We start from the raw sequence: 18,700 nt of genomic DNA on the forward strand, positions 1-18,700 counted from the left end.
TGAGTGAAGCAAGAATGTCAAATAGTAGTAATAATAATTTTAAACAGTATTTCACCGATTCGTATGACGTGAATATAGCGATGACGGAACTTCTTGGAGATGTAAATGGTTTAAACATACTTGAACCAAGCGTTGGAAATGGGTCACTTCTTTCTAATTTAAAAGGAATGCCATCCTCAATAGATGCTATTGATATAGACCAGTCTCTTTTATCAATGACCAAGAAAAAATTTCATTATCTTCCTATATATACCTATCATGAAGACTTCATAAATCTTTTTATTTATAAAAATAATCTTTCTACTATAAAGTATGATTATGATGCTGTCATATCTAATCCACCGTTCGGTTTGAATTTGAGCAAAGATGTGCGAGCAAAAATAAAATCTTTGTTTCCTTATATGTATGCACGGGAATCTTACGGCCTATTCTTTGTTTTTTCGCTTATGTCTATTAAGAACGGTGCAAGATATGTATTTCTTTTACCTGACACATTCTTAACTAGCAAAAATCATACACCCTTGCGGCGTTTTATAAATACTCACGGTGATCCAACCCATATCGTGCGCTTTCCTTCAAAACGGTTTAAAACTGTAAATTTTGGATATGCTAATCTTTGTATTATTGCTGGATATAAGAGACCAATTACGCATTCATCTAAACTAAAATGGATAGAAGCTTTCGACAATCACTCTCCACTTTTAAAGCAGTCTGATGATGCTGTGTGGGAAATTCCTGGGATAAATTTGGAAAAAAATGTGAATGATGGATGGTACGCGAATATTACTTCAGCACATTCAGAAATAAAAAATTGGGATACGCTAGGACAAATCGCTGAATGTAAAACTGGAATTTACACAGGAGATAATCGTCAATTTATTGGGTATGATGTTGAAAGAATTACTAAAAGATTAAACGGACATCCAATTCAATGGCAAGATGTTTATCAAGGCGAAATGTCACAACAACAAAAAGAATGCGGATTGGATTCTCAAAAAGCTTATGTCCCTTTCATTCGAGGTGGACATCGCAATTTTGATGATAAAACAGCATGGGCAATTCGTTGGGACAAAGAGGCACTCCATTTTTATAAAAATAATAAAAAAGCTCGGCTCCAGAATTTAGCTTATTATTTCAGAAATGGCCTTGCAGTACCGATGGTCACATCAAGGCGTTTATCAGCTTCATTAATGAGTAATTCTATATTCGACCAAGGTGTAGTTGGGGTATTTCCAGTATCTTCACTTTACCATGAAGCACTTCTTTTATATTTAAACTCATCCTTAGCAACAAAACTGCGGAATCAACTTGTTAACGGTAGTGCCAATAACTCGGCTAACTACCTTAAAAGACTTCCTATACCGCACTTCCAGAAAAGTGATTGTGAAAATGCCAAATTTATAGTAAATGAATCTTTGAAAAAGGGTGTATTAAGTATAGAAACGTGTGATTCATTTATTAATTATGTAATCACCAATCAAGATATTTAGTGAGGTTATACCTGACAAGAAATTCATAAAAATTATTACTAAAATCACTCTCCCAATTAATTATTTTTAGAACATTTTCAATATCCGATCCAGTTATTTCCTTTATTTTTTTATAAGAGTCCAGACCCGTATGCACATCCCATATTCTTGAATTCCTTAAACTATTTAAATAATGATTATTATCATTTTGACGAATAAGAAGCATCAATTGCGTCCTGCTGTCCCATATCTTATATGCCTTACCCACAGCCAATAAACGCAGCATATTTCCCTTTTCATTAGAACCAAATCCGCTCTTAAAATCTATCACATGAGGAATATCATCTTTACGAAAAACTTCATCCTCTTTCATATTGATATTGCCTATCACATCACACAATTTATTCACATCAGACATAACATCATTAGAAGAAGGATTATTTCCCAAGTTACTTCTAATACGATCAATTATCATGGACTTTACATTAATAAAATTAGGAGGTTGAATACGACATACAGAATCGTTTACAGGATAATCCCACGCAGTTTTACAGAAACATTCCCACAACTCTCCAACTCTCCGTGAGAACGCCATATATTCATATGGGAAAACTTGATTTCTATATTCAAGAGAAACAACCGAACAACAATATTGAATGATTAGAGATTCTATTTCACGTTCATTTTTTGAGAGATAATTAACTGAAGTCAATAATGAAGCACGACACTCAGAAATTATCTCATTCACCATTTTAGCTTTTACATTCGGTGTTGAAGAATATTTAGATATTTTATTAACTTTAGGACCTATTTCAGCACGAAGTGACCCCAATATCTCACGCTTCCTATGCTGATATTCATTCATCTCTTCGGCCCTTTCCGATAGTTGGAAACTTATAAAAAAGCTCTGGCACCGTTGAATGAAGGGCATCTGCAATTTTCAAGATATTCTTCAGACTTGGATTACGTTCTCCTCGCTCAATGCCACCAATGTAAGTTCGATCAAGCTCACAAATTGAGGCAAATTCTTCTTGCGAAAGACCTTTATCCTTACGAAGCTGTCTGACTCGCAATCCAAAATTTCTCAGAAAATCTGATTCCTCCGTGGCACTCATATGTCTAATAATGATTTCAAACGACTATAAGTCCACGGATTATAAGTATCTTTCTTGAAGGAAAATGCTATCGTATGACACTGTAACTATAAGTAAAAATTGGATAATGTATCTATAATGAAAATTATAGGGAGTTAAGTATATAATTCCCTTTTTTTATACCTCCCCTTCAGATTTCTCTCTGGCATGGCCGGCAGATACCTTGCCTCTCCCGCCAACCGCTTATAAGGTGATAACCGTTTCAACCTGATCAACATGAAGACCGAGGAGCCATTGCATGATCGCTCTGCTACGGCGTGGACTGGGTGCTGTATTCGCTCCGCTCCTCTTTCTGCTTCTGACAGCCTATTTCATCTGGAATGCCCTGCATGGGACTCTTGGTATTGAGGCCTATCAACGACAGAAGAAACTTCAGGCAGAGGCACAGTCCGCCCTGCTGGATGCCCATAAGGAGCAGGACATCTGGCGTCGGCGCGTCATGGCGCTGAATGAAAGAGCCCTGGACCCGGACATGCTGGATGAACGGAGCCGAGTGATGCTCAACAGCAGCCGCAAGGGCGATCTGGTCATTCCCTACGGTGAGAAAAACTCTCTTTATTGACAGACAGAATGACCGGGCTCTGCCCCCGCTCACCTCACGTTTCCCTGTAAACTATCAGGTCGTTTCTCCCCTCTTGGGGGCAATGACACATAAAAAAAAGCGGCCCCAAAAGGCCGCCTTTCTTTTTCGTCAAATGGAATGACGATTACTTGATCTTCGCTTCACGGAAGACAACATGCTTGCGCACGACCGGGTCGTACTTGCGTACTTCCATCTTCCCCGTTGCCGTACGGGCATTCTTCTTCGTGACATAGAAATAACCCGTATCTGCAGAAGAAACGAGACGGATCATGATTACGTTTGTCTTGGCCATACTACCCTCGGACTGCTGCCGCATGATGGGACGCTGCTTCATCAGTGTCGGAGCAGCACATCCCCTATACCTGAGCGGGACAATGATACCTTGAGCCTTTCAGGTCAAGCCCTTTCCAGCCCACGATACCCTCATTGAGACAGATTATGCTCTTTTTCTCACAAGATTGATCTCATTTGTCCCAGTCAAACTGATAAACCCTTTCACTCTTATGAGAACGATGGGACCTCGCAGGAGCCTCAAAGCCCAGAGCATCCACGTAATCATCATCACGTTTTCTGCTCGAATGATGACGCTCCTTCTGGGCATGTGCTTCCACATGCCGTCCGGCGACCGTGTGATGCTCCCTCTCGATAACCACCACCTCATGCTGACGGGCCTGCGTATGCTTATGCCTATGCGTCCGATGCGGCTCCACCACCGGCTGTGCTGCATCCACCACTGCAGCCTCATGCCTGTGATGTGCTCCAGCCTTGCCCTTGGACCTGTGCTGTCTGCCCATCTCTTCATCAGCTCCAGACTGTTGTGGAAGAGGAGCTGCTACGACACCAGTCTCAGGCTGCGGACGGGGTGCTTCCGTAACGGCTGGTACCTGACGTACAGGACGCTGCGGTTCGGAAGGAACCTCGACCCTGGGCTGCGGACGGGGCACTTCCGTAACGGCTGGTACCTGACGTACAGGACGCTGCGGTTCGGGAGGAACTTCAACCCTGGGCTGCGGACGGGGCGCTTCCGTAACGGCTGGCGCCTGACGTACAGGACGCTGCGGTTCGGGAGGAACTTCAACCCTGGGCTGCGGACGGGGCGCTTCCGTAACGGCTGGCGCCTGACGTACAGGACGCTGCGGTTCGGGAAGAACCTCGACCCTGGGCTGCGGACGGGGCGCTTCCGTAATCGTCGGCTCCCTGTAGGCTGGCTGCCGGGATACGGCACCCCCGCCAGCCCTGCGCTCCAGATGGGAAAGCGGTTCTACCGGCGGTGCCTTCTGGAGCTCGGCCTGAGCCTCCTGCCGCGATTCCTCAGAAGAATGAACATGCCCGAATGTTCTGGCATGTGCGTACAGGGACGCCCTGCCCGCACTGACAACCTTCACGCTGCCATCAGGAGCGATGAGCGTATCCGTTCCATCACCATTGGGAATGGTAACCACACCCCGCCCTGCGGGCTCCATGTAAGGCCGCGCATTATCCTTGACATGGGATGGAATGGGTTTGCCTATGGGCATCACGCCCCTACCGGACCCATAACGCTGCCCGACATCTTCCCCGACACTCATGCCCTGGCCATCATTGAGCTGCTGCCGGAGATCCGCATCAAGCTGTGGTCGCGCCTTCTGCCATTTCTCAACAAAATTCCTGTCAGACCGGCTGACATCCTGAAGGCTGGGCACAGGCTCCGGCTGACCCGGCCAGACATCCCCCTCCTCGGGAAGAACAGGCATTGTGCTCAGCTTCACTCCCCGGACACGCTGCGCCGTCTCGCTCCGGGCATCTGGCATGTTCGGATTGCCAAAAGGATTGATCGTACTGCCCAGATGCCTGTCCAGACCCGTGCAGCTGACCGAAAAACTGGTACACCCCACCGCAAAGAAGGACATGACAGCGCCTACCCTCTTTAGCTTTCCTTCCCTGCTTTTCATTCCCTACCCTTTACAACCATCGCAACCTGTCCCCAGGAAGGCTCAGCCCACCTTCTGCCACCATCATCTCGAGCTGCCAGATACCTCACACCAAGTCTATCTCCGCATCTGCGCCACGGTCGCCTTGAGGTAGCCTGTCCCCGTCAGAAGCGTCGGAATGACAGACAGCCAGAGCAGCGCAGCGCCAATTACGCCAAAGCACCATGTCACGTCATGAAAGGAGGTAGAAGCCCCCTCCCCCAGAATCAGGAAACCGATGGCCACCATCTGTGTGCCTGTCTTCCATTTGGCCAGACGGGTGGACGGAATCGTCTCATTGCGGGAGGCCATATACTCCCGCAGCCCGCTGATCATGATTTCCCGAAGCATGATGAGAATGGCTGCATACAACGAGCAGAACCGCAGCCCTCCCATCCCTGCGAGTGCCAGGAGAAGCCCCCCGACAAGGAGCTTGTCTGCAATCGGATCCATCATCCTGCCAAGGTCTGATGTCAGGCCTTGCCGACGGGCCAGAGCCCCATCGAGATAGTCGGTCACACAGGCGCCAACATACAGCAGAAACGCCATATCAGCCCACAGGCCACCACCTGCCAGACACCCGATCAGCACCGGGATGACAAGGATACGGAACAGAGTGAGAAGGTTGGGAAGATTGATCACCTGATATCCCTAATATGGAAGGCCCCCCCCCAACACGGTGCTCAGTCAGGGTTTTTTGAGGACGTCACTCTGTTCTCTTACCCATTCTGGATGGAAATATCCATAAATGACCTGTGCCATTTCGCGATTAATTCCCGGTACATGCTCCAGCTCTTCCAGAGCCGCCTGCCCGACATGGCGTGCAGAGCCGAAACGGGTCAGCAGAGCCTTCTTGCGAGCTGGGCCAACACCGGGAATCTCGTCGAGGCCGGAACGGGTCAACGCTCTGGAACGTCCTGCCCTGTGTGTCGTGATGACAAAACGGTGGACCTCATCCCGCAACCGCTGAAGATAGTAGAGGACAGCATCATTGACGGGCAGCTGGAACGGTTCCTTCCCCTCCACAAAGAACCATTCCCTCCCTGCATTGCGGTCCACCCCCTTGGCAATACCCACTACAGGAATGGAGGACAGGCCCCTCTCCGCCAGAATCTCCCGGACGACTCGTACCTGCCCTTTGCCGCCGTCAATCAGCAGCAGGTCCGGCCAGTTTTCACTCCCTGAATCATCCGGTGTCAGCTGGGCAAAGCGACGGGTCATGACCTCCTTCATCATGCCAAAATCATCACCCGGAGCGACAGGACCACGGATGGCAAATTTCCTGTAAGCCCGCTTCACGAAACCTTCCGGGCCGCCCACAATCATGGCGCCATAGGGAGCCTGTCCCATCAGATGGGAATTGTCATAAACTTCAATACGTTTCGGTGGCTCGGGCAGGTCGAAAAGCTCGGCCACCTTTTCCAGCAGAACGGCCTGCCCGGCCGTTTCTGCAAGCCGACGCTCCAGAGCTTCACGAGCATTGAGAATGGCGTGGTCCAGCACCGCCTTCTTTTCACCCCGCTGCGGCTGGAGAATCTGCACCTTCTGCCCCCGTTGCAGGCTCAGCGCTTCAGTCAACAGAGGCTGTTCAGCAGGCTCAGAACTTGTCAGCACCTGTAAAGGAGGCTGCTTGTCCTCGTAGAACTGGAGGAGAAACGCCGCAAGAACATCAGCCGCAGGCTCATCTGCCTCATGCCGGGGATAGAAAGCCCTGTTGCCATTGTTGCGACCGCCACGGATGAAAAAGACTTGAATGCAGCTCTGCCCCGCCTGCTGCCAGAGCGCAACGACATCCGCCTCCTGGATGCTGGCCGGATTGATGGTTCCTGAGGCCCGTAGATTGGCAAACCCCCGGATACGGTCACGGATGAGAGCAGCCCGTTCGAAAGCCAGCTCCTCGGAAGCCTGTTCCATTTCCAGGGTCAGGCGCTGTTGCAGCTCCCGGCCGCCTCCACTCAGGAATTCCTTCGTCTGTTCCACCAGCCCCTGATACTCCAGCGGGCTGATGCGCTCCACACAGGGAGCAGAGCAACGCTTGATCTGGTGCAGCAGGCAGGGGCGGGTCCGGGATTCGAAAACGCTGTCCGTACAGGTCCGCAGCATGAAGGCCCGCTGAATGACCTGAATTGTCTGGTCCACTGCTCTGGATGACGCAAAAGGCCCCCAATAGGTTGCCCCTTTGACGGGCTTCCCCCGTTGGCGCATCAGGCGGGGATAGGCGTGATCCCCGCTCAGCAGAAGCCACGGATAACTCTTGTCATCCCGCAGAAGGATGTTGAAGCGGGGCTTCATCCGCTTGATGTAGTTGGCCTCCAGCAGCAGGGCCTCGGCCTCGGTGCGTGTCACGACAATTTCCATGCTGGCCGTCAGGGAGACCATGAGCTTCAACCGGTCCGGCAGACGGGCGACATGCGTGTAAGACGTGACCCGCTTTTTCAGGTTCAGCGCCTTGCCGACATACAGCACCTCCCCCTTCACACCGATCATGCGATACACGCCGGGACTTTCAGGAATCGTCTTCAGGGCTTTCCGAATCGCAGGGGCGCCGTGGGGTCTTTCAGGCATATGTCCTAGTTTTCCGCCAGTTTTTCATGATCATGCTGCGCCTTTCATACTCATCCACCATTCCTGTGGACAAAGCTGTGAATACTCCAAGGGTAAAAGCACACAGCATAGGGTTTCTCTTCTTTTTTCATAGATTGCCCATTTTTTAGGCAAAGAATATAACCATCTGAAAAATAAGGAATTATAAAAGATTTTATCCCTGCATCCTCCCCTTTCCTGCCCCCTGATGGCGGTGTGGGCTGTCAATCCCGTTTCTGAAAAAATTACTGTGCAAAAAATACCACGAATTTTCTCAAAAAGTAAAAATCAGGTTTGACATTTCGAAATTTTATCTTCTGCCCTCTGCAACAGGCGCAGCATGTTTTCTCCACATATGGCCCGAATCTCCCCGGCATCCAGACCAGCAACAGCCAGCGCTTCGGACACATGGTGAGTCTCACTGGCATCCTGCCAGCCCTCTATCCCGCCTCCGCCATCAAAGTCGGACGAAATTCCCACATGTTCGACACCAATCCTGCGGGCCACATACAGCACATGCTCCACAAAATCTTTCAGCGTTCCACCACCACCCCGGCGCAGGAATGGCCCCATGGCTGTAATCTGGATCAGGCCACCACTGGCCTTCAGTGCATCAAGCTGTCCGTCATCCAGATTGCGGGGATGATCACACAAAGCCCGCACACAGGAATGGCTGGCAAAAACAGGAACTGAGGATGCATCCACCGCCTGCATCATGGTCTTGCGGGATGCATGGGAAACATCCACCAGCACACCATGCCGGTTCATCTCACCAATAACCTCCCGCCCCAGAGCGGACAGACCGCCATGCACTTCTGCCGGCCCCTGCCGGACAACCGCCGAATCCGCCAGAAGGTTATGGCCATTATGGGTCAGGGTCATGTAACGCACGCCATGCCGCCGGGCGAGATAGCCGATCCGGGCCGGGTCATCCGCCAAGGGGTAGCCATTTTCCATGACAGGCACCAAAGCCACCTGCCAGGCCTCCGTAGCCCGCCGGATATCCGGAACTCTCCGGCACAGCACAGCCTGCCCGGAAAGATGAAGCGGAACCATCTCTTCCATCGCCTCCAGCATGGCCCGTGCTCTTTGCCACGCTGCCTCATGCCCTGCGTCATCCAGACCAGCCTGCGGTGTATAGGCAGCCAGACAGGCCACCCCCATCCTACCGGCCTGCGCCTTCGGAACGGTAAACCGGCGTTCCACATCCCGCATGGCAACATCCGCCTGGTCCCGCTTATGCCAGCAGGGCAGACCTTCCGCCGTTTTTTCGTTCCATGGAATATCAATATGGCTGTCGATCATCAGGATGGGCATATGCGGGAGACTTTCCTTATTCATTCCCCCCAGATTGGGGTAAACCCTGTTCATCGCAAGATCATCCGTTGAAATTTCCCGCTCCAGAGGAGATCAGAAAACATGCGTCTCATTACATGGAACATCAATTCACTCCGCCTCCGGCTACCCCTGCTCCAGCGTCTGATTGAGGAACAGGCCCCTGATGTCATCTGCCTTCAGGAAACCAAAGTGCCGGACCCTCTCTACCCCCGTGATGCACTGGCAGAGCTGGGTTTTCCCCATCAGCTCTATCGTGGAATGAAGAGCTATAATGGGGTCACCATTCTCTCCCGCACACCGCTGGAGCCCATTACCGGCACGCCGGACTGGTGTGGCCGGGAGGATTGCCGCCATGTGGCTGCCAGCATCCAGACAGAAACCGGGCCGGTGACGCTCCACAATTTCTACGTGCCCGCCGGTGGCGATATTCCCGACCCGCAGGAAAATGAAAAATTCGCCCATAAACTCGCCTTCCTTGAGGAGGCTACAGCATGGTTCCGGGCCAATCCGCCACAGCGGAGCATTCTGGTCGGTGATCTCAACATCGCTCCGCTGGAGCATGATGTCTGGAGCCACCGTCAGCTTCTGAAAATCGTCAGCCATACGCCACCGGAAACGACACGCCTGACCGAATGGCTTCATGCCGGATTTGAAGACGCCATGCGGAAGGCCATTCCAGAACCGGAAAAGCTCTTCACATGGTGGTCATACCGCAATCGTGACTGGAAAAAATCCAACCGGGGGCGCCGTCTGGACCATATCTGGACAACACCGGACCTTCTCCCCGGCCTGAAGACAATCAATGTCCTCAGCCCCATGCGGGACTGGACCTCCCCTTCCGACCACGTTCCCGTCATGATGGATCTGGCCGTCTGACCAGACTGGACCAGATGGCAGAAAGGCTGGCAGGACTTCCTCCTGCCAGCCTTTCTTCTGTCCGCCCTCAGGGCACCATCCGTCAGAGATCAGGATTCAGGCAGTACCCACCACCTTCCGTCAGCAGAATCCCGGCCCGGCCATGATCAGGCTCGATCTTCTGCCGCAGACGGTAAATGTGCGTTTCCAGCGTGTGGGTCGTCACCGAGGCGTGATAGCCCCAGACCTCATGCAGCAGCACGTCCCGCTCCACTGGCTGCCCACCGGCACGGTAGAGATATTTCAGGATTGCCGTTTCCTTTTCCGTCAGATGGATGCGCTGCCCCTTTTTCTGGTCCACCAGCTGCTTCCTGGCCGGATGGAAAACATAGGGACCGATATCGAAAACAACATCCTCACTGTTCTCGAAAAGACGCAGCTGCGCCCGCAGACGGGCCTTCAGCTCGCCCATGCGGAACGGTTTGGCCACATAGTCATTCGCTCCAGCATCCAGACCACGAATCACGTCATCTTCATCATGCGACCCCGTCATCATGATGATGGGGATATGAATGCCCCTCTCCCGCAACCCGGCACAGAAATCCCGCCCGTCACCATCTGGCAGGTTCACATCCAGCAGAAGAATGTCTGTCCTGCCTCCAGAAGAGTGATCCATCACCTCCCGTGCAGCCGCAATGGTGGCAGCCTGTTCAACGCGGTACGCTTCCTCCTCTCCCAGCTGTTCAGCCAGCAGAAGGCGCAAGGCATCATCATCGTCAACAATCAGTATTGAGTGATGAGCATTCATATCCCAAAAATCCCGTCCGTAATGCACTCAAAACCCCGCCTCTCCGCCCATGCCGGATGGGCAGACAGGGAGGACCTGTCTTTCTGATAGGGCACTACACTAGCCCGAATGACGGCCAAGCACTACGCCCCTGCACGCAGTTCTGCTTCCTCTTTTACATCTGCCCCCTCATCACGGCTTTCCGGCGCCCTCATGGAAATGACAAGATCCCCCATGCTCGGCATGGTCCAGGCCCGATCTTCTGCCGAGCGAACGAAGATGCCCGTACCCCGGCGAACAATGAGCAGATCCAACCGGTTTTCTTCTTTCCCGAAAAGATCCACCGTGGCATCCGTCACGCTCTGACAGACAAAACGCCAGCCACGACTGAACAGGGTATCAAAGAACGTATAGTTCCAGCCCGGTTCTCCCAGCACCTTTCCCCGGGCATCACGTGAGAGACCACGATACAGGTCCAGCCGGGCCACACCGGGACTGACCTGATAGACCCTCTCCCGCCCCATATGCGGAGCCATATGCCCGCAGACCATCCCGTTATAGATGGCATCCCCGGTCGTGGCGATCAGGTAGTCCGCCGGGCGCTCCTCCAGAGCCTCCTGCCCCGCTGCGGAGAGAAGTTCCGCCTTGAGGACCGGCACCCCACGCCGGGCTGCGGGCATGAGTTCCTGCGCTGTCGTATCCACCAGCAGAACAGGTACCTTCTCCTCATTCAGGCAGGCCGCCAGATCGGTCGACCAAGCATTACCACCAAGAATGACCAGAGCAGGCTCATTGGAGAGAGTCAGATGCAGCCTTCGTGCCAGCGGGCCGAGTGAAAAACCGTGGCAGATCATCGTCACGGCAATCACGCAGAACACGGCCGGCATGACAAGATCGGCAGAGGCGTACCCCGCCTCCGAAAGCTTGATCCCCGCCGCACCAGCCACAGCCGCCGCAACAATCCCTCGTGGAGCGATCCATCCGACAAAAATCCGTTCCTGCCAGCTGATGCTTGTCCCCAGCGTGGCCAGGAAAATGCACAGGGGGCGAACGACAAACAGCACAACCAGCGTGAGAAGCAGGATGGGAATGGACAGTCTGGCCAGCACGGCACGGTGCAGGTCGGCCGTCAGCAGGATGAACAGAACGGATACCATAAGGACCACCAGAGATTCCTTGGTCCGTTTCAGTTCATTCAGGCCCGGGATATGCAGGTTGGTCAGCATCATGCCGAAGACGGTCACGGCAATCAGGCCGGCCCCTTCCATCACCAGCGTGCAGGCCTCGAAAATGATCAGCGCCAGCGTGACCATGATGGGTACCTTCAACAGCTCCGGCATCAGGTCCCGGGTAAAAAGGTAACGCAGCAGATAGGCAGGCAAAATGCCCGCCGCCACGGAAACAGCCCCAGCCAGAAGCATGTCCGGCAAGGTATGGACGAAGAAAATCTGCTTGTGCAGGTCCACATGCAACAGCATGATCTGCATGACGACGGCAGCCAGAATGGCCCCCAGCGGGTCGTTGACGATGGCCTCCCACCGCAGGAAGGCCGCCACACGGGGCTGGAGTTTGGCACTCCGCAACAGGGGCAGGATGACCGTCGGCCCCGTCACCACGATGATGGCCCCGAAGAGAAAGGATGTTCCCCATTCCAGATGGGCAACATAATGGGCTGCCAGAGCTCCCAGTATCCAGTTGATTGGCAGGGCCACCATCGTCAGGCGGGCAACGCCCTGCCCGGCCTCCCGGAGCTGGCGGATATCCAGCACCATTCCACCCTCAAAGACGATCAGGGCCACCAGCATGGAGACCAGTGGACGGAATGCATGACCCAATGTTTCTGATGGATGCAGCCACCCCAGAACAGGGCCAAAAAGCAGCCCCATGGCAAAGAGCAGAACAATGGCTGGGAGCCGCAGGCGCCAGGAAACCCATTGTGCCAGCATCCCTGCCCCGAATGTCAGCACCACACCAAAGAGAACATCATAGGCCATAGGGGATATGTTTCCTCCAGTCAGACAGACCACCCGGCCCCGTAGCAGGAACAGGCTGGCCATTGTCCAAATATTAGCCATTTTCATGACAGATGCACAAATCCGCCGCAGGGACAGACAGGAGACCGGATAGCCCGTCCCTGCATGCGTCTCAGCCCTGGGACATTTTTTCCATGGCCGCCACGAAGAAACCATCCGTCCCGAAACCATGAGGCGTCAGGGAGAAAAGTGCCTTCTGCCGCAGTTCTTCCGGCAGAAGGATGGAACGTTTCTCCGCAGGCAGCAGGGTGTAGGCCTCCTGCCTCTTCAGGAAGGCTTCAATCTGCTTTCCGTTCTCCGCCCCCAGAAGGGAACAGGTGGCATAGACCAGCTTCCCGCCCGGCCGGACGAGACGGGCTGCAATGTCCAGAATGGCTGCCTGCTTGGCGCAGAGTTCCTTGATGTCCTCCTCTGTCAAACGCAGGCGGGCATCAGGATTGCGCCGCCATGTCCCGGTACCGGAACAGGGGGCATCCACCAGTACCGTGTCAAACTGGCCTTCCCGCCGTTTCGCCCATTTGTCGCCTTCACTCAACAGATGCCGTGTCACGTTATGGACACCCGCCCGGCGCAGACGCTTCGTGGCACCATCAAGCCGGACCCGGGAGACATCACAGGCCACGATCTGCCCTTTATTCTCCATCGTCATGGCCAGAGCCAGCGTTTTCCCGGCAGCACCGGCGCAGTAATCCAGAAGCCTCTGCCCCGGTCTGGCATCCACGGCAGCTGCGATCAGCTGGCTGCCTTCATCCTGTATCTCTACCAGCCCTTCCCGGAAAAGAGCCGCCACTGTAACGGGCTGACGCCCTTCAAGCCGGATGCCCCACGGAGAGAGAGCCGTCGGCTCCCCCTGAAAACCTTCCCGCCGGAGACGGCGCAGGGCCTCCTCCCGTGTTCCCTTCAGAAGATTGACCCGCAGGTCCAGGGAGGGTGCCCCCATGAGGGCCCGCATTTCCTCCTCCAGCCTGTCACCAAAATCTTCCACCAGATAAGGGTGCAGCCAGTCGGGATATTCCAGCCGGACCGGCAGTGGCTGCTTTTCGCTGCTGATGTCCTGCCCTTCCAGAGCCTCCAGCATGACCATTTCACGCTCGCTCAGCGGGGCTGGAGCGTAACGCTCCCCGCTGAAAAGGGACTGGATGGATGAAAGGGGCTGCCCGACAAAATGCAGCATGGCCGCACAGAGCAGCCTCGGGGAAACATCCTCATGCCGGTAGCGCAGGTCCGCTCGCAGATGCCAGTGCAGCCGACGCCATGCCCGCAGCACGTCCCACGCAAGGGTGGAAATGGCCCGGCGGTCACCACCACCGATATAGCGGCGTTCACGGAAGAAATTGTTGGCAACGGCATCAGCCGGACGGTGCGGTGCGTTCTGGATCGCACAAAGCAGATCAATCGCACCAGAAAGACGAGCAGCGGGGGTCATGGCCCCCGCCTACTCCGTTTCCTTTCATCAGGAAAGGAAAAAATGACCTTTCAAAGCCAATTAAAGCCGATAGTTGGGAGCTTCCCGGGTGATGGTCACATCATGCACGTGGCTTTCCCGCAGACCCGCATTGGTGATCTTGCGGAAGCGGGCACGGGCCTGAAGATCGGCAATCGTGGCGGAGCCGGTATAGCCCATGCCAGCCCGCAGGCCACCGATCAGCTGGTGTACGACAGCCGCCATCGGCCCCTTGTACGGCACCTGCCCTTCAATCCCTTCCGGCACCAGCTTCAGCGTGTCCCTCACCTCACCCTGGAAGTAACGGTCTGCCGAACCACGAGCCATGGCCCCCATGGACCCCATGCCACGATAAGCCTTGTAGGTCCGCCCCTGATACAGGAAGCTCTCGCCGGGGCTTTCCTCACATCCGGCCAGCATGGAGCCGACCATCACGACATCAGCACCGGCCCCGATGGCCTTGACGATGTCACCGGACGTGCGGATGCCACCATCGGCGATGGCAGGAATGTCCAGCTCATGACAGGCGGCTGCCGTTTCCAGCACGGCGGAGAACTGCGGCACACCCACACCGGCCACGACACGGGTCGTGCAGATGGACCCCGGACCGATGCCGACCTTCACACAGTCTGCACCGGATTCGATCAGCGCCCTGGCAGCTTCTGGCGTGGCCACGTTGCCGGCGATCAGCTGCACGTCGGCATATCTGTCACGCAGGCGGGCCACGGTCTCCAGCACGCCACGGGAATGACCGTGGGCCGTGTCGACCACCAGCACATCCACGCCCGCCTCGACAAGAGCCGCCCCACGGCGGAGACCATCCTCCCCAACGCCGATGGCCGCAGCGCAGAGCAGACGCCCCTCCGCATCCTTCACGGCCAGCGGATGGGTCATGGCCTTGTCCATGTCCTTGACGGTGATCAGACCGATGCAGCGTTCCGCATCGTCCACGACCAGCAGTTTCTCGATCCGATGATCATGCAGCAGCTGGCGGGCCTGATCCGGGGATGCCCCGTGCCGGACCGTGACCAGCCCCTCATGCGTCATCAGGTCCCGCACACGGGTATTTTTATCTTCGGTAAAACGCATGTCACGGTTGGTCAGAATACCAACCAGCCTGCCATCCTTCTCCACGACCGGGAGGCCGGAAATGCCATGGTGGGCCATGATCTCATGAACATCGCTCAGCGTCTGGTCCGGCCCCACCGTAACGGGATTGACCACCATGCCAGCCTCAAAACGCTTCACACGACGGACCTGCTCGGCCTGTCCTTCCAGCGTCAGATTCTTGTGGATGACACCCATGCCGCCCTGCTGCGCCATGGAGATGGCCATTTCCTCTTCCGTCACCGTATCCATGGCGGAAGAAAGCAGCGGAATGTTCAGCTCCAGCTTGCGGGTAAGACGTGTCTTCGTGCTGACCTGACCGGGAAGAACCGATGATTCAACCGGCTCGATCAGCACGTCATCAAAGGCCAGGGCATCACGCACACGGCTGTAAAGTTTGTCATTCTGGAAATTGGTCATGATGCCTACGCCCTCGCTCGTGCGTCCTGTTCGATACAACTAGGTCAGCCTACCACCACTGAAAGGGTAATTAAGCTGTTGGCAGGGTCTCATAACGCACTCTGTAACCATAGGCAAAGGAAAACAGACTGCAGCCTGCTCTCCTCACAGGGAGGAAGAAAAACGGGGGACTGGTTTCCCCTCGCCTGCTGCGGCCAGTTCCTTGCGCCGTGTATCGAATACGGCCGCCAGATGCCGCAGGAAGGGGCCGCCCTTTTCTGTCAGGCTCACCCGGTTGCCCTCCCAGCGGATCAGCCCGTCCTCCTCGAAAGGACGCAGGGCTTCCAGCTCTTCTGCAAAAGCCTGTTCCAGACCCTGTCCTGACGGGATGTAGGGTGTCAGGTCCACGCCCGAAAGGCACATGACGGTCTCGATCACCTTCCCCCGCCAGCGGTCCTCCTCCGTACGGAACACCCCCCGGGCAACGGGAAGGCCATCATGCTCCTTCAATGCCCGGATATAAGCCGCCGTAGACGGAATGTTCTGGTAGAATCCGTCAGGTGTCATGGAAATGGCCGATGCTCCCATCCCCAGCAGGACGGGTGATGAATCGATCGTATAGCCCTGAAAATTGCGATGCAGTGTACCGGCCTCATAGGCATGGGCCATGGCATCTTCAGGATGGGCATAATGGTCCAGCCCGATGGGCTTGTAGCCTTCCTCAACCAGAACACGGTCGATCCTGTCCGCCTGCTGCAACCGCTCTTCCGAAGATGGGAGAGAGTCTTGCGGGATGAGCTGCTGGCGTTTCTGTTTCCACGGGACATGGGCATAGCCGAAAACAGCCAGACGGTCTGGCCTCATTCCAGCAACACGCCGGGCCGTGTCCTGTACGCTCTCGACTGTCTGATAGGGCAGGCCATAGATCAGGTCGATATTCACCCCATTCACCCCTGCCGCACGGGCCTGCTCCACACAGGCCAGCGTCTGCTCGTAAGACTGCACACGCCCACAGGTCTCCTGCACAATACGATCAAGGTCCTGCACACCGAAACTGATGCGGTTGAAGCCCAGCTCGGCCAACAGGGGCAGCATGCCCTCCGGCACATGACGGGGATCCATCTCCATGGCGATTTCAGCATCATCAGCCAGCCGGAACTGTTCCCGCACTGCGGACATTACGTTACGCAGGGCCGTTTCTGGCAGGGTTGTCGGTGTGCCGCCACCAAAATGGAGATGCCGGACCACACGCCCTTGCCCAACCAGTGCAACGATACGGTGCATCTCCTCCAAGAGAATGTCACCATAGGCTGCCCGTGCCTCTTCCTGCCGCATCACTGCCGTGTTGCAGGCACAGAAGCGGCACAGCTCGTCACAAAACGGGACGTGGAAATACAGGGAGACGGACTGCTCTGGCGGCAGGGCCTTCAACCAGTCTGCCACCTCCTGCGGCCCGATAGCATCAGAAAAACTGACCGCCGTAGGATAGCTGGTATAGCGTGGCAGGTTGCCGCCATAACGGGCGATCAGGTCAGGAGAAATATTTGCAGCCACAGTCTCACCATAATCCAGTCTCGGTCAGGGAGCTTCTGCTTACAGCGGCGCACCCTGTTACGCAAACCACCCCATGGCAGAATGTAACGGAACGATTAACCTGTCTGAGAAAAATGGCTGGGAGACCTGGATTCGAACCAGGGCTGACCGGGTCAGAGCCGGTAGTTCTACCGCTAAACTATCTCCCAAGCGGTCGGGGCTTCCCCCTGGAGCAAACACACCACATGACTGGCTGGGAGACCTGGATTCGAACCAGGGCTGACCGGGTCAGAGCCGGTAGTTCTACCGCTAAACTATCTCCCAAGCGGCGTTTGCTGGAGGGGTTCTAGCCCCATTCCCCTCACGACGCAAGGGGGATGGGAAAGTTTTTCCTTATTTTACCGGACGCCGGAGTGCGCTGGCCAGAAATGCTCCACCAATCAGGACAAGCCCGACAAGCCCCGTCACCCACTCCGGCACCTCCACCAGCACGCTGACCAGCATCAGGAGGGAAAGGATGAAAATGGTGTAAAACGCCCCATGCTCCACATAGACATACTCGGCCAGAGCATTCGTTTTCAGCATGGAGAGTGTCATGGAACGGACAAACATCGCCCCCACGCCCAGCCCCAGCGCAATGACAACTGGGTCCGTCGTGATCGCAAAGGCCGAGATGACACCATCAAAGGAAAAACTGGCATCAATGAATTCCAGATACAGAAAAGTCAGCAGCCCCCCGCCAGCCGCCATGCGGGACGCCCCCGGCTCGCCTATCAGCCAGACCAGCGTTTCCTTGCCCAGAATATAGGCCGCAATCCCCCCGCAGCCCCAGAACAGGAAGGCCATCGGGTCATGCCCCTGCCCTATCAGGCGGGTGATGAGCATGAGAACTGCCAGTGTCAGCCCGACCGGCAGGGCTGACACCCCGCCCAGACGGGCTGCCGGACGCTCCAGCCATGAGAGCCAGTGATGCGTCTTGTCATCATCCAGAAAATAGTTCAGCGCAATCAACAGAAGGAACGACCCACCAAAAGCGGAAATCATGTCCTTTGCCCCCAGCATGATGGCGGCATAACGCTGCGGCTCCATGATGGCGAGACGGGCCGCCTGCCATGGTGACAGCCCGGCCACCAGAGCGACCAGAAGCACGGGGAACAGGAACCGCATCCCCAGTACGGAAAGAGGCATCCCCCAGCTGATGTACCGCTTCTGCCAGCGTGGCGACATGGTATTGAGGATGCCATAATCCACGATGGCATTATCCATGGATTCAGCCGTTTCCATCAGGGCAAGAATGGCCACGCCCTCCACACCCATGAGAGCACCGTACAGGCTGGGCGTATGTCCGTACCCCAGAGCGGCACCAGCACACAGGGCCAGAGCGGCCAGAACAAAAGCGGCGTAAAACTGTCTCAAGAGCTGTACCTGTTTCTCAAGATGATGAGCCTTTCTGCTCATGATCCCTC

The 18,700-nt window shown here is 54.9% G+C and carries 16 protein-coding genes and 2 tRNA genes; 3 read left to right on the forward strand and 15 right to left on the reverse strand.

The annotated features are described in order from the left end of the window. Positions 1–80 precede the first annotated feature (80 nt). Positions 81–1,490 carry an Eco57I restriction-modification methylase domain-containing protein gene (locus tag CO583_RS02245; RefSeq protein WP_249103106.1) on the forward strand — a complete coding sequence of 470 codons (1,410 nt, stop codon included), beginning with the start codon at positions 81–83 and terminating at the stop codon, positions 1,488–1,490. Here the strand turns inward: CO583_RS02245 and CO583_RS02250 are convergent. Both CO583_RS02250 and CO583_RS02255 read right to left on the reverse strand, forming a co-directional pair. Beyond that, positions 1,471–2,334, reverse strand: coding sequence for a hypothetical protein (locus CO583_RS02250; protein ID WP_249090144.1), 864 nt, complete (start codon positions 2,332–2,334; stop codon positions 1,471–1,473). The genes CO583_RS02245 and CO583_RS02250 overlap by 20 nt on opposite strands. Continuing rightward, positions 2,327–2,584, reverse strand: coding sequence for a helix-turn-helix domain-containing protein (locus CO583_RS02255; RefSeq protein ID WP_249090146.1), 258 nt, complete (start codon positions 2,582–2,584; stop codon positions 2,327–2,329). The genes CO583_RS02250 and CO583_RS02255 overlap by 8 nt, the downstream gene beginning before the upstream one ends. A gap of 277 nt (positions 2,585–2,861) precedes the next feature. On the opposite strand from CO583_RS02255, the gene CO583_RS02260 reads away from it, so the two are divergent. Further along, positions 2,862–3,185, forward strand: a complete 324-nt coding sequence (locus CO583_RS02260; RefSeq protein WP_043560387.1) for a septum formation initiator family protein — start codon at positions 2,862–2,864, stop codon at positions 3,183–3,185. Positions 3,186–3,330: 145 nt separating this feature from the next. Here CO583_RS02260 and rpmG read toward each other — a convergent pair whose 3' ends face one another. The 5 genes from rpmG to CO583_RS02285 all read right to left on the reverse strand — a co-directional run bounded on the left by rpmG (position 3,331) and on the right by CO583_RS02285 (position 9,055). Continuing rightward, on the reverse strand, positions 3,331–3,498 hold the full coding sequence (gene rpmG, locus CO583_RS02265; protein ID WP_043561310.1) for a 50S ribosomal protein L33: 168 nt from the start codon (positions 3,496–3,498) through the stop codon (positions 3,331–3,333). A 172-nt stretch (positions 3,499–3,670) separates the two neighbouring features. Then, on the reverse strand, positions 3,671–5,095 hold the full coding sequence (locus CO583_RS02270) for a hypothetical protein (RefSeq protein ID WP_248630446.1): 1,425 nt from the start codon (positions 5,093–5,095) through the stop codon (positions 3,671–3,673). A gap of 138 nt (positions 5,096–5,233) precedes the next feature. Further along, on the reverse strand, positions 5,234–5,797 hold the full coding sequence (gene pgsA, locus CO583_RS02275) for a CDP-diacylglycerol--glycerol-3-phosphate 3-phosphatidyltransferase (RefSeq protein WP_043560391.1): 564 nt from the start codon (positions 5,795–5,797) through the stop codon (positions 5,234–5,236). A gap of 45 nt (positions 5,798–5,842) precedes the next feature. Beyond that, complete coding sequence (uvrC, locus tag CO583_RS02280) at positions 5,843–7,720, reverse strand: excinuclease ABC subunit UvrC (protein WP_248630445.1); 1,878 nt, start codon at positions 7,718–7,720, stop codon at positions 5,843–5,845. Positions 7,721–8,026: 306 nt separating this feature from the next. Further along, positions 8,027–9,055 carry a dipeptidase gene (locus tag CO583_RS02285; protein WP_249103108.1) on the reverse strand — a complete coding sequence of 343 codons (1,029 nt, stop codon included), beginning with the start codon at positions 9,053–9,055 and terminating at the stop codon, positions 8,027–8,029. Positions 9,056–9,157: 102 nt separating this feature from the next. On the opposite strand from CO583_RS02285, the gene CO583_RS02290 reads away from it, so the two are divergent. Then, positions 9,158–9,952, forward strand: a complete 795-nt coding sequence (locus CO583_RS02290) for an exodeoxyribonuclease III (RefSeq protein ID WP_081563089.1) — start codon at positions 9,158–9,160, stop codon at positions 9,950–9,952. Between the two features lie 82 nt (positions 9,953–10,034). Here the strand turns inward: CO583_RS02290 and CO583_RS02295 are convergent, their stop codons facing one another. The 8 genes from CO583_RS02295 to CO583_RS02330 all read right to left on the reverse strand — a co-directional run bounded on the left by CO583_RS02295 (position 10,035) and on the right by CO583_RS02330 (position 18,650). Next, positions 10,035–10,739, reverse strand: a complete 705-nt coding sequence (locus CO583_RS02295) for a response regulator transcription factor (RefSeq protein ID WP_043560399.1) — start codon at positions 10,737–10,739, stop codon at positions 10,035–10,037. 122 nt (positions 10,740–10,861) lie between these two features. After that, positions 10,862–12,712, reverse strand: a complete 1,851-nt coding sequence (locus tag CO583_RS02300; protein WP_043560400.1) for a sodium:proton antiporter — start codon at positions 12,710–12,712, stop codon at positions 10,862–10,864. Between the two features lie 151 nt (positions 12,713–12,863). Then, a complete protein-coding gene (locus CO583_RS02305) occupies positions 12,864–14,177 on the reverse strand; it encodes an RsmB/NOP family class I SAM-dependent RNA methyltransferase (RefSeq protein WP_249103110.1) in 1,314 nt (437 codons plus the stop codon). 60 nt (positions 14,178–14,237) lie between these two features. Next, complete coding sequence (guaB, locus tag CO583_RS02310; RefSeq protein WP_081563087.1) at positions 14,238–15,722, reverse strand: IMP dehydrogenase; 1,485 nt, start codon at positions 15,720–15,722, stop codon at positions 14,238–14,240. A 144-nt stretch (positions 15,723–15,866) separates the two neighbouring features. Then, positions 15,867–17,255, reverse strand: a complete 1,389-nt coding sequence (hemN, locus tag CO583_RS02315; RefSeq protein ID WP_043560411.1) for an oxygen-independent coproporphyrinogen III oxidase — start codon at positions 17,253–17,255, stop codon at positions 15,867–15,869. Between the two features lie 114 nt (positions 17,256–17,369). Further along, positions 17,370–17,443, reverse strand: a tRNA-Gln gene (locus CO583_RS02320). A 41-nt stretch (positions 17,444–17,484) separates the two neighbouring features. Beyond that, positions 17,485–17,558 (reverse strand) — tRNA-Gln (locus tag CO583_RS02325). Between the two features lie 69 nt (positions 17,559–17,627). Further along, positions 17,628–18,650 (reverse strand): DUF475 domain-containing protein, encoded by a 1,023-nt coding sequence (locus CO583_RS02330; RefSeq protein ID WP_248630443.1) that lies wholly within the window; start codon positions 18,648–18,650, stop codon positions 17,628–17,630. Between the last annotated feature and the right edge of the window lie 50 nt (positions 18,651–18,700).

The organism is Parasaccharibacter sp. TMW2.1882, from assembly GCF_023337635.1.
Lineage (GTDB): Bacteria > Pseudomonadota > Alphaproteobacteria > Acetobacterales > Acetobacteraceae > Bombella > Bombella apis.

Excerpts from the sequence above, each read along its gene's own strand:
- CO583_RS02245 (WP_249103106.1), top strand. The coding sequence starts at position 81 with ATGACGGAACTTCTTGGAGATGTAAATGGTTTAAACATACTTGAACCA.
- CO583_RS02250 (WP_249090144.1), bottom strand. The coding sequence starts at position 2,334 with ATGAATGAATATCAGCATAGGAAGCGTGAGATATTGGGGTCACTTCGT.
- CO583_RS02255 (WP_249090146.1), bottom strand. The coding sequence starts at position 2,584 with ATGAGTGCCACGGAGGAATCAGATTTTCTGAGAAATTTTGGATTGCGA.
- CO583_RS02260 (WP_043560387.1), top strand. The coding sequence starts at position 2,862 with ATGATCGCTCTGCTACGGCGTGGACTGGGTGCTGTATTCGCTCCGCTC.
- rpmG (WP_043561310.1), bottom strand. The coding sequence starts at position 3,498 with ATGGCCAAGACAAACGTAATCATGATCCGTCTCGTTTCTTCTGCAGAT.
- CO583_RS02270 (WP_248630446.1), bottom strand. The coding sequence starts at position 5,095 with ATGTCCTTCTTTGCGGTGGGGTGTACCAGTTTTTCGGTCAGCTGCACG.
- uvrC (WP_248630445.1), bottom strand. The coding sequence starts at position 7,720 with ATGCCTGAAAGACCCCACGGCGCCCCTGCGATTCGGAAAGCCCTGAAG.
- CO583_RS02285 (WP_249103108.1), bottom strand. The coding sequence starts at position 9,055 with ATGCCCATCCTGATGATCGACAGCCATATTGATATTCCATGGAACGAA.
- CO583_RS02290 (WP_081563089.1), top strand. The coding sequence starts at position 9,158 with ATGCGTCTCATTACATGGAACATCAATTCACTCCGCCTCCGGCTACCC.
- CO583_RS02295 (WP_043560399.1), bottom strand. The coding sequence starts at position 10,739 with ATGAATGCTCATCACTCAATACTGATTGTTGACGATGATGATGCCTTG.
- CO583_RS02300 (WP_043560400.1), bottom strand. The coding sequence starts at position 12,712 with ATGGCCTATGATGTTCTCTTTGGTGTGGTGCTGACATTCGGGGCAGGG.
- CO583_RS02305 (WP_249103110.1), bottom strand. The coding sequence starts at position 14,177 with ATGACCCCCGCTGCTCGTCTTTCTGGTGCGATTGATCTGCTTTGTGCG.
- guaB (WP_081563087.1), bottom strand. The coding sequence starts at position 15,722 with ATGACCAATTTCCAGAATGACAAACTTTACAGCCGTGTGCGTGATGCC.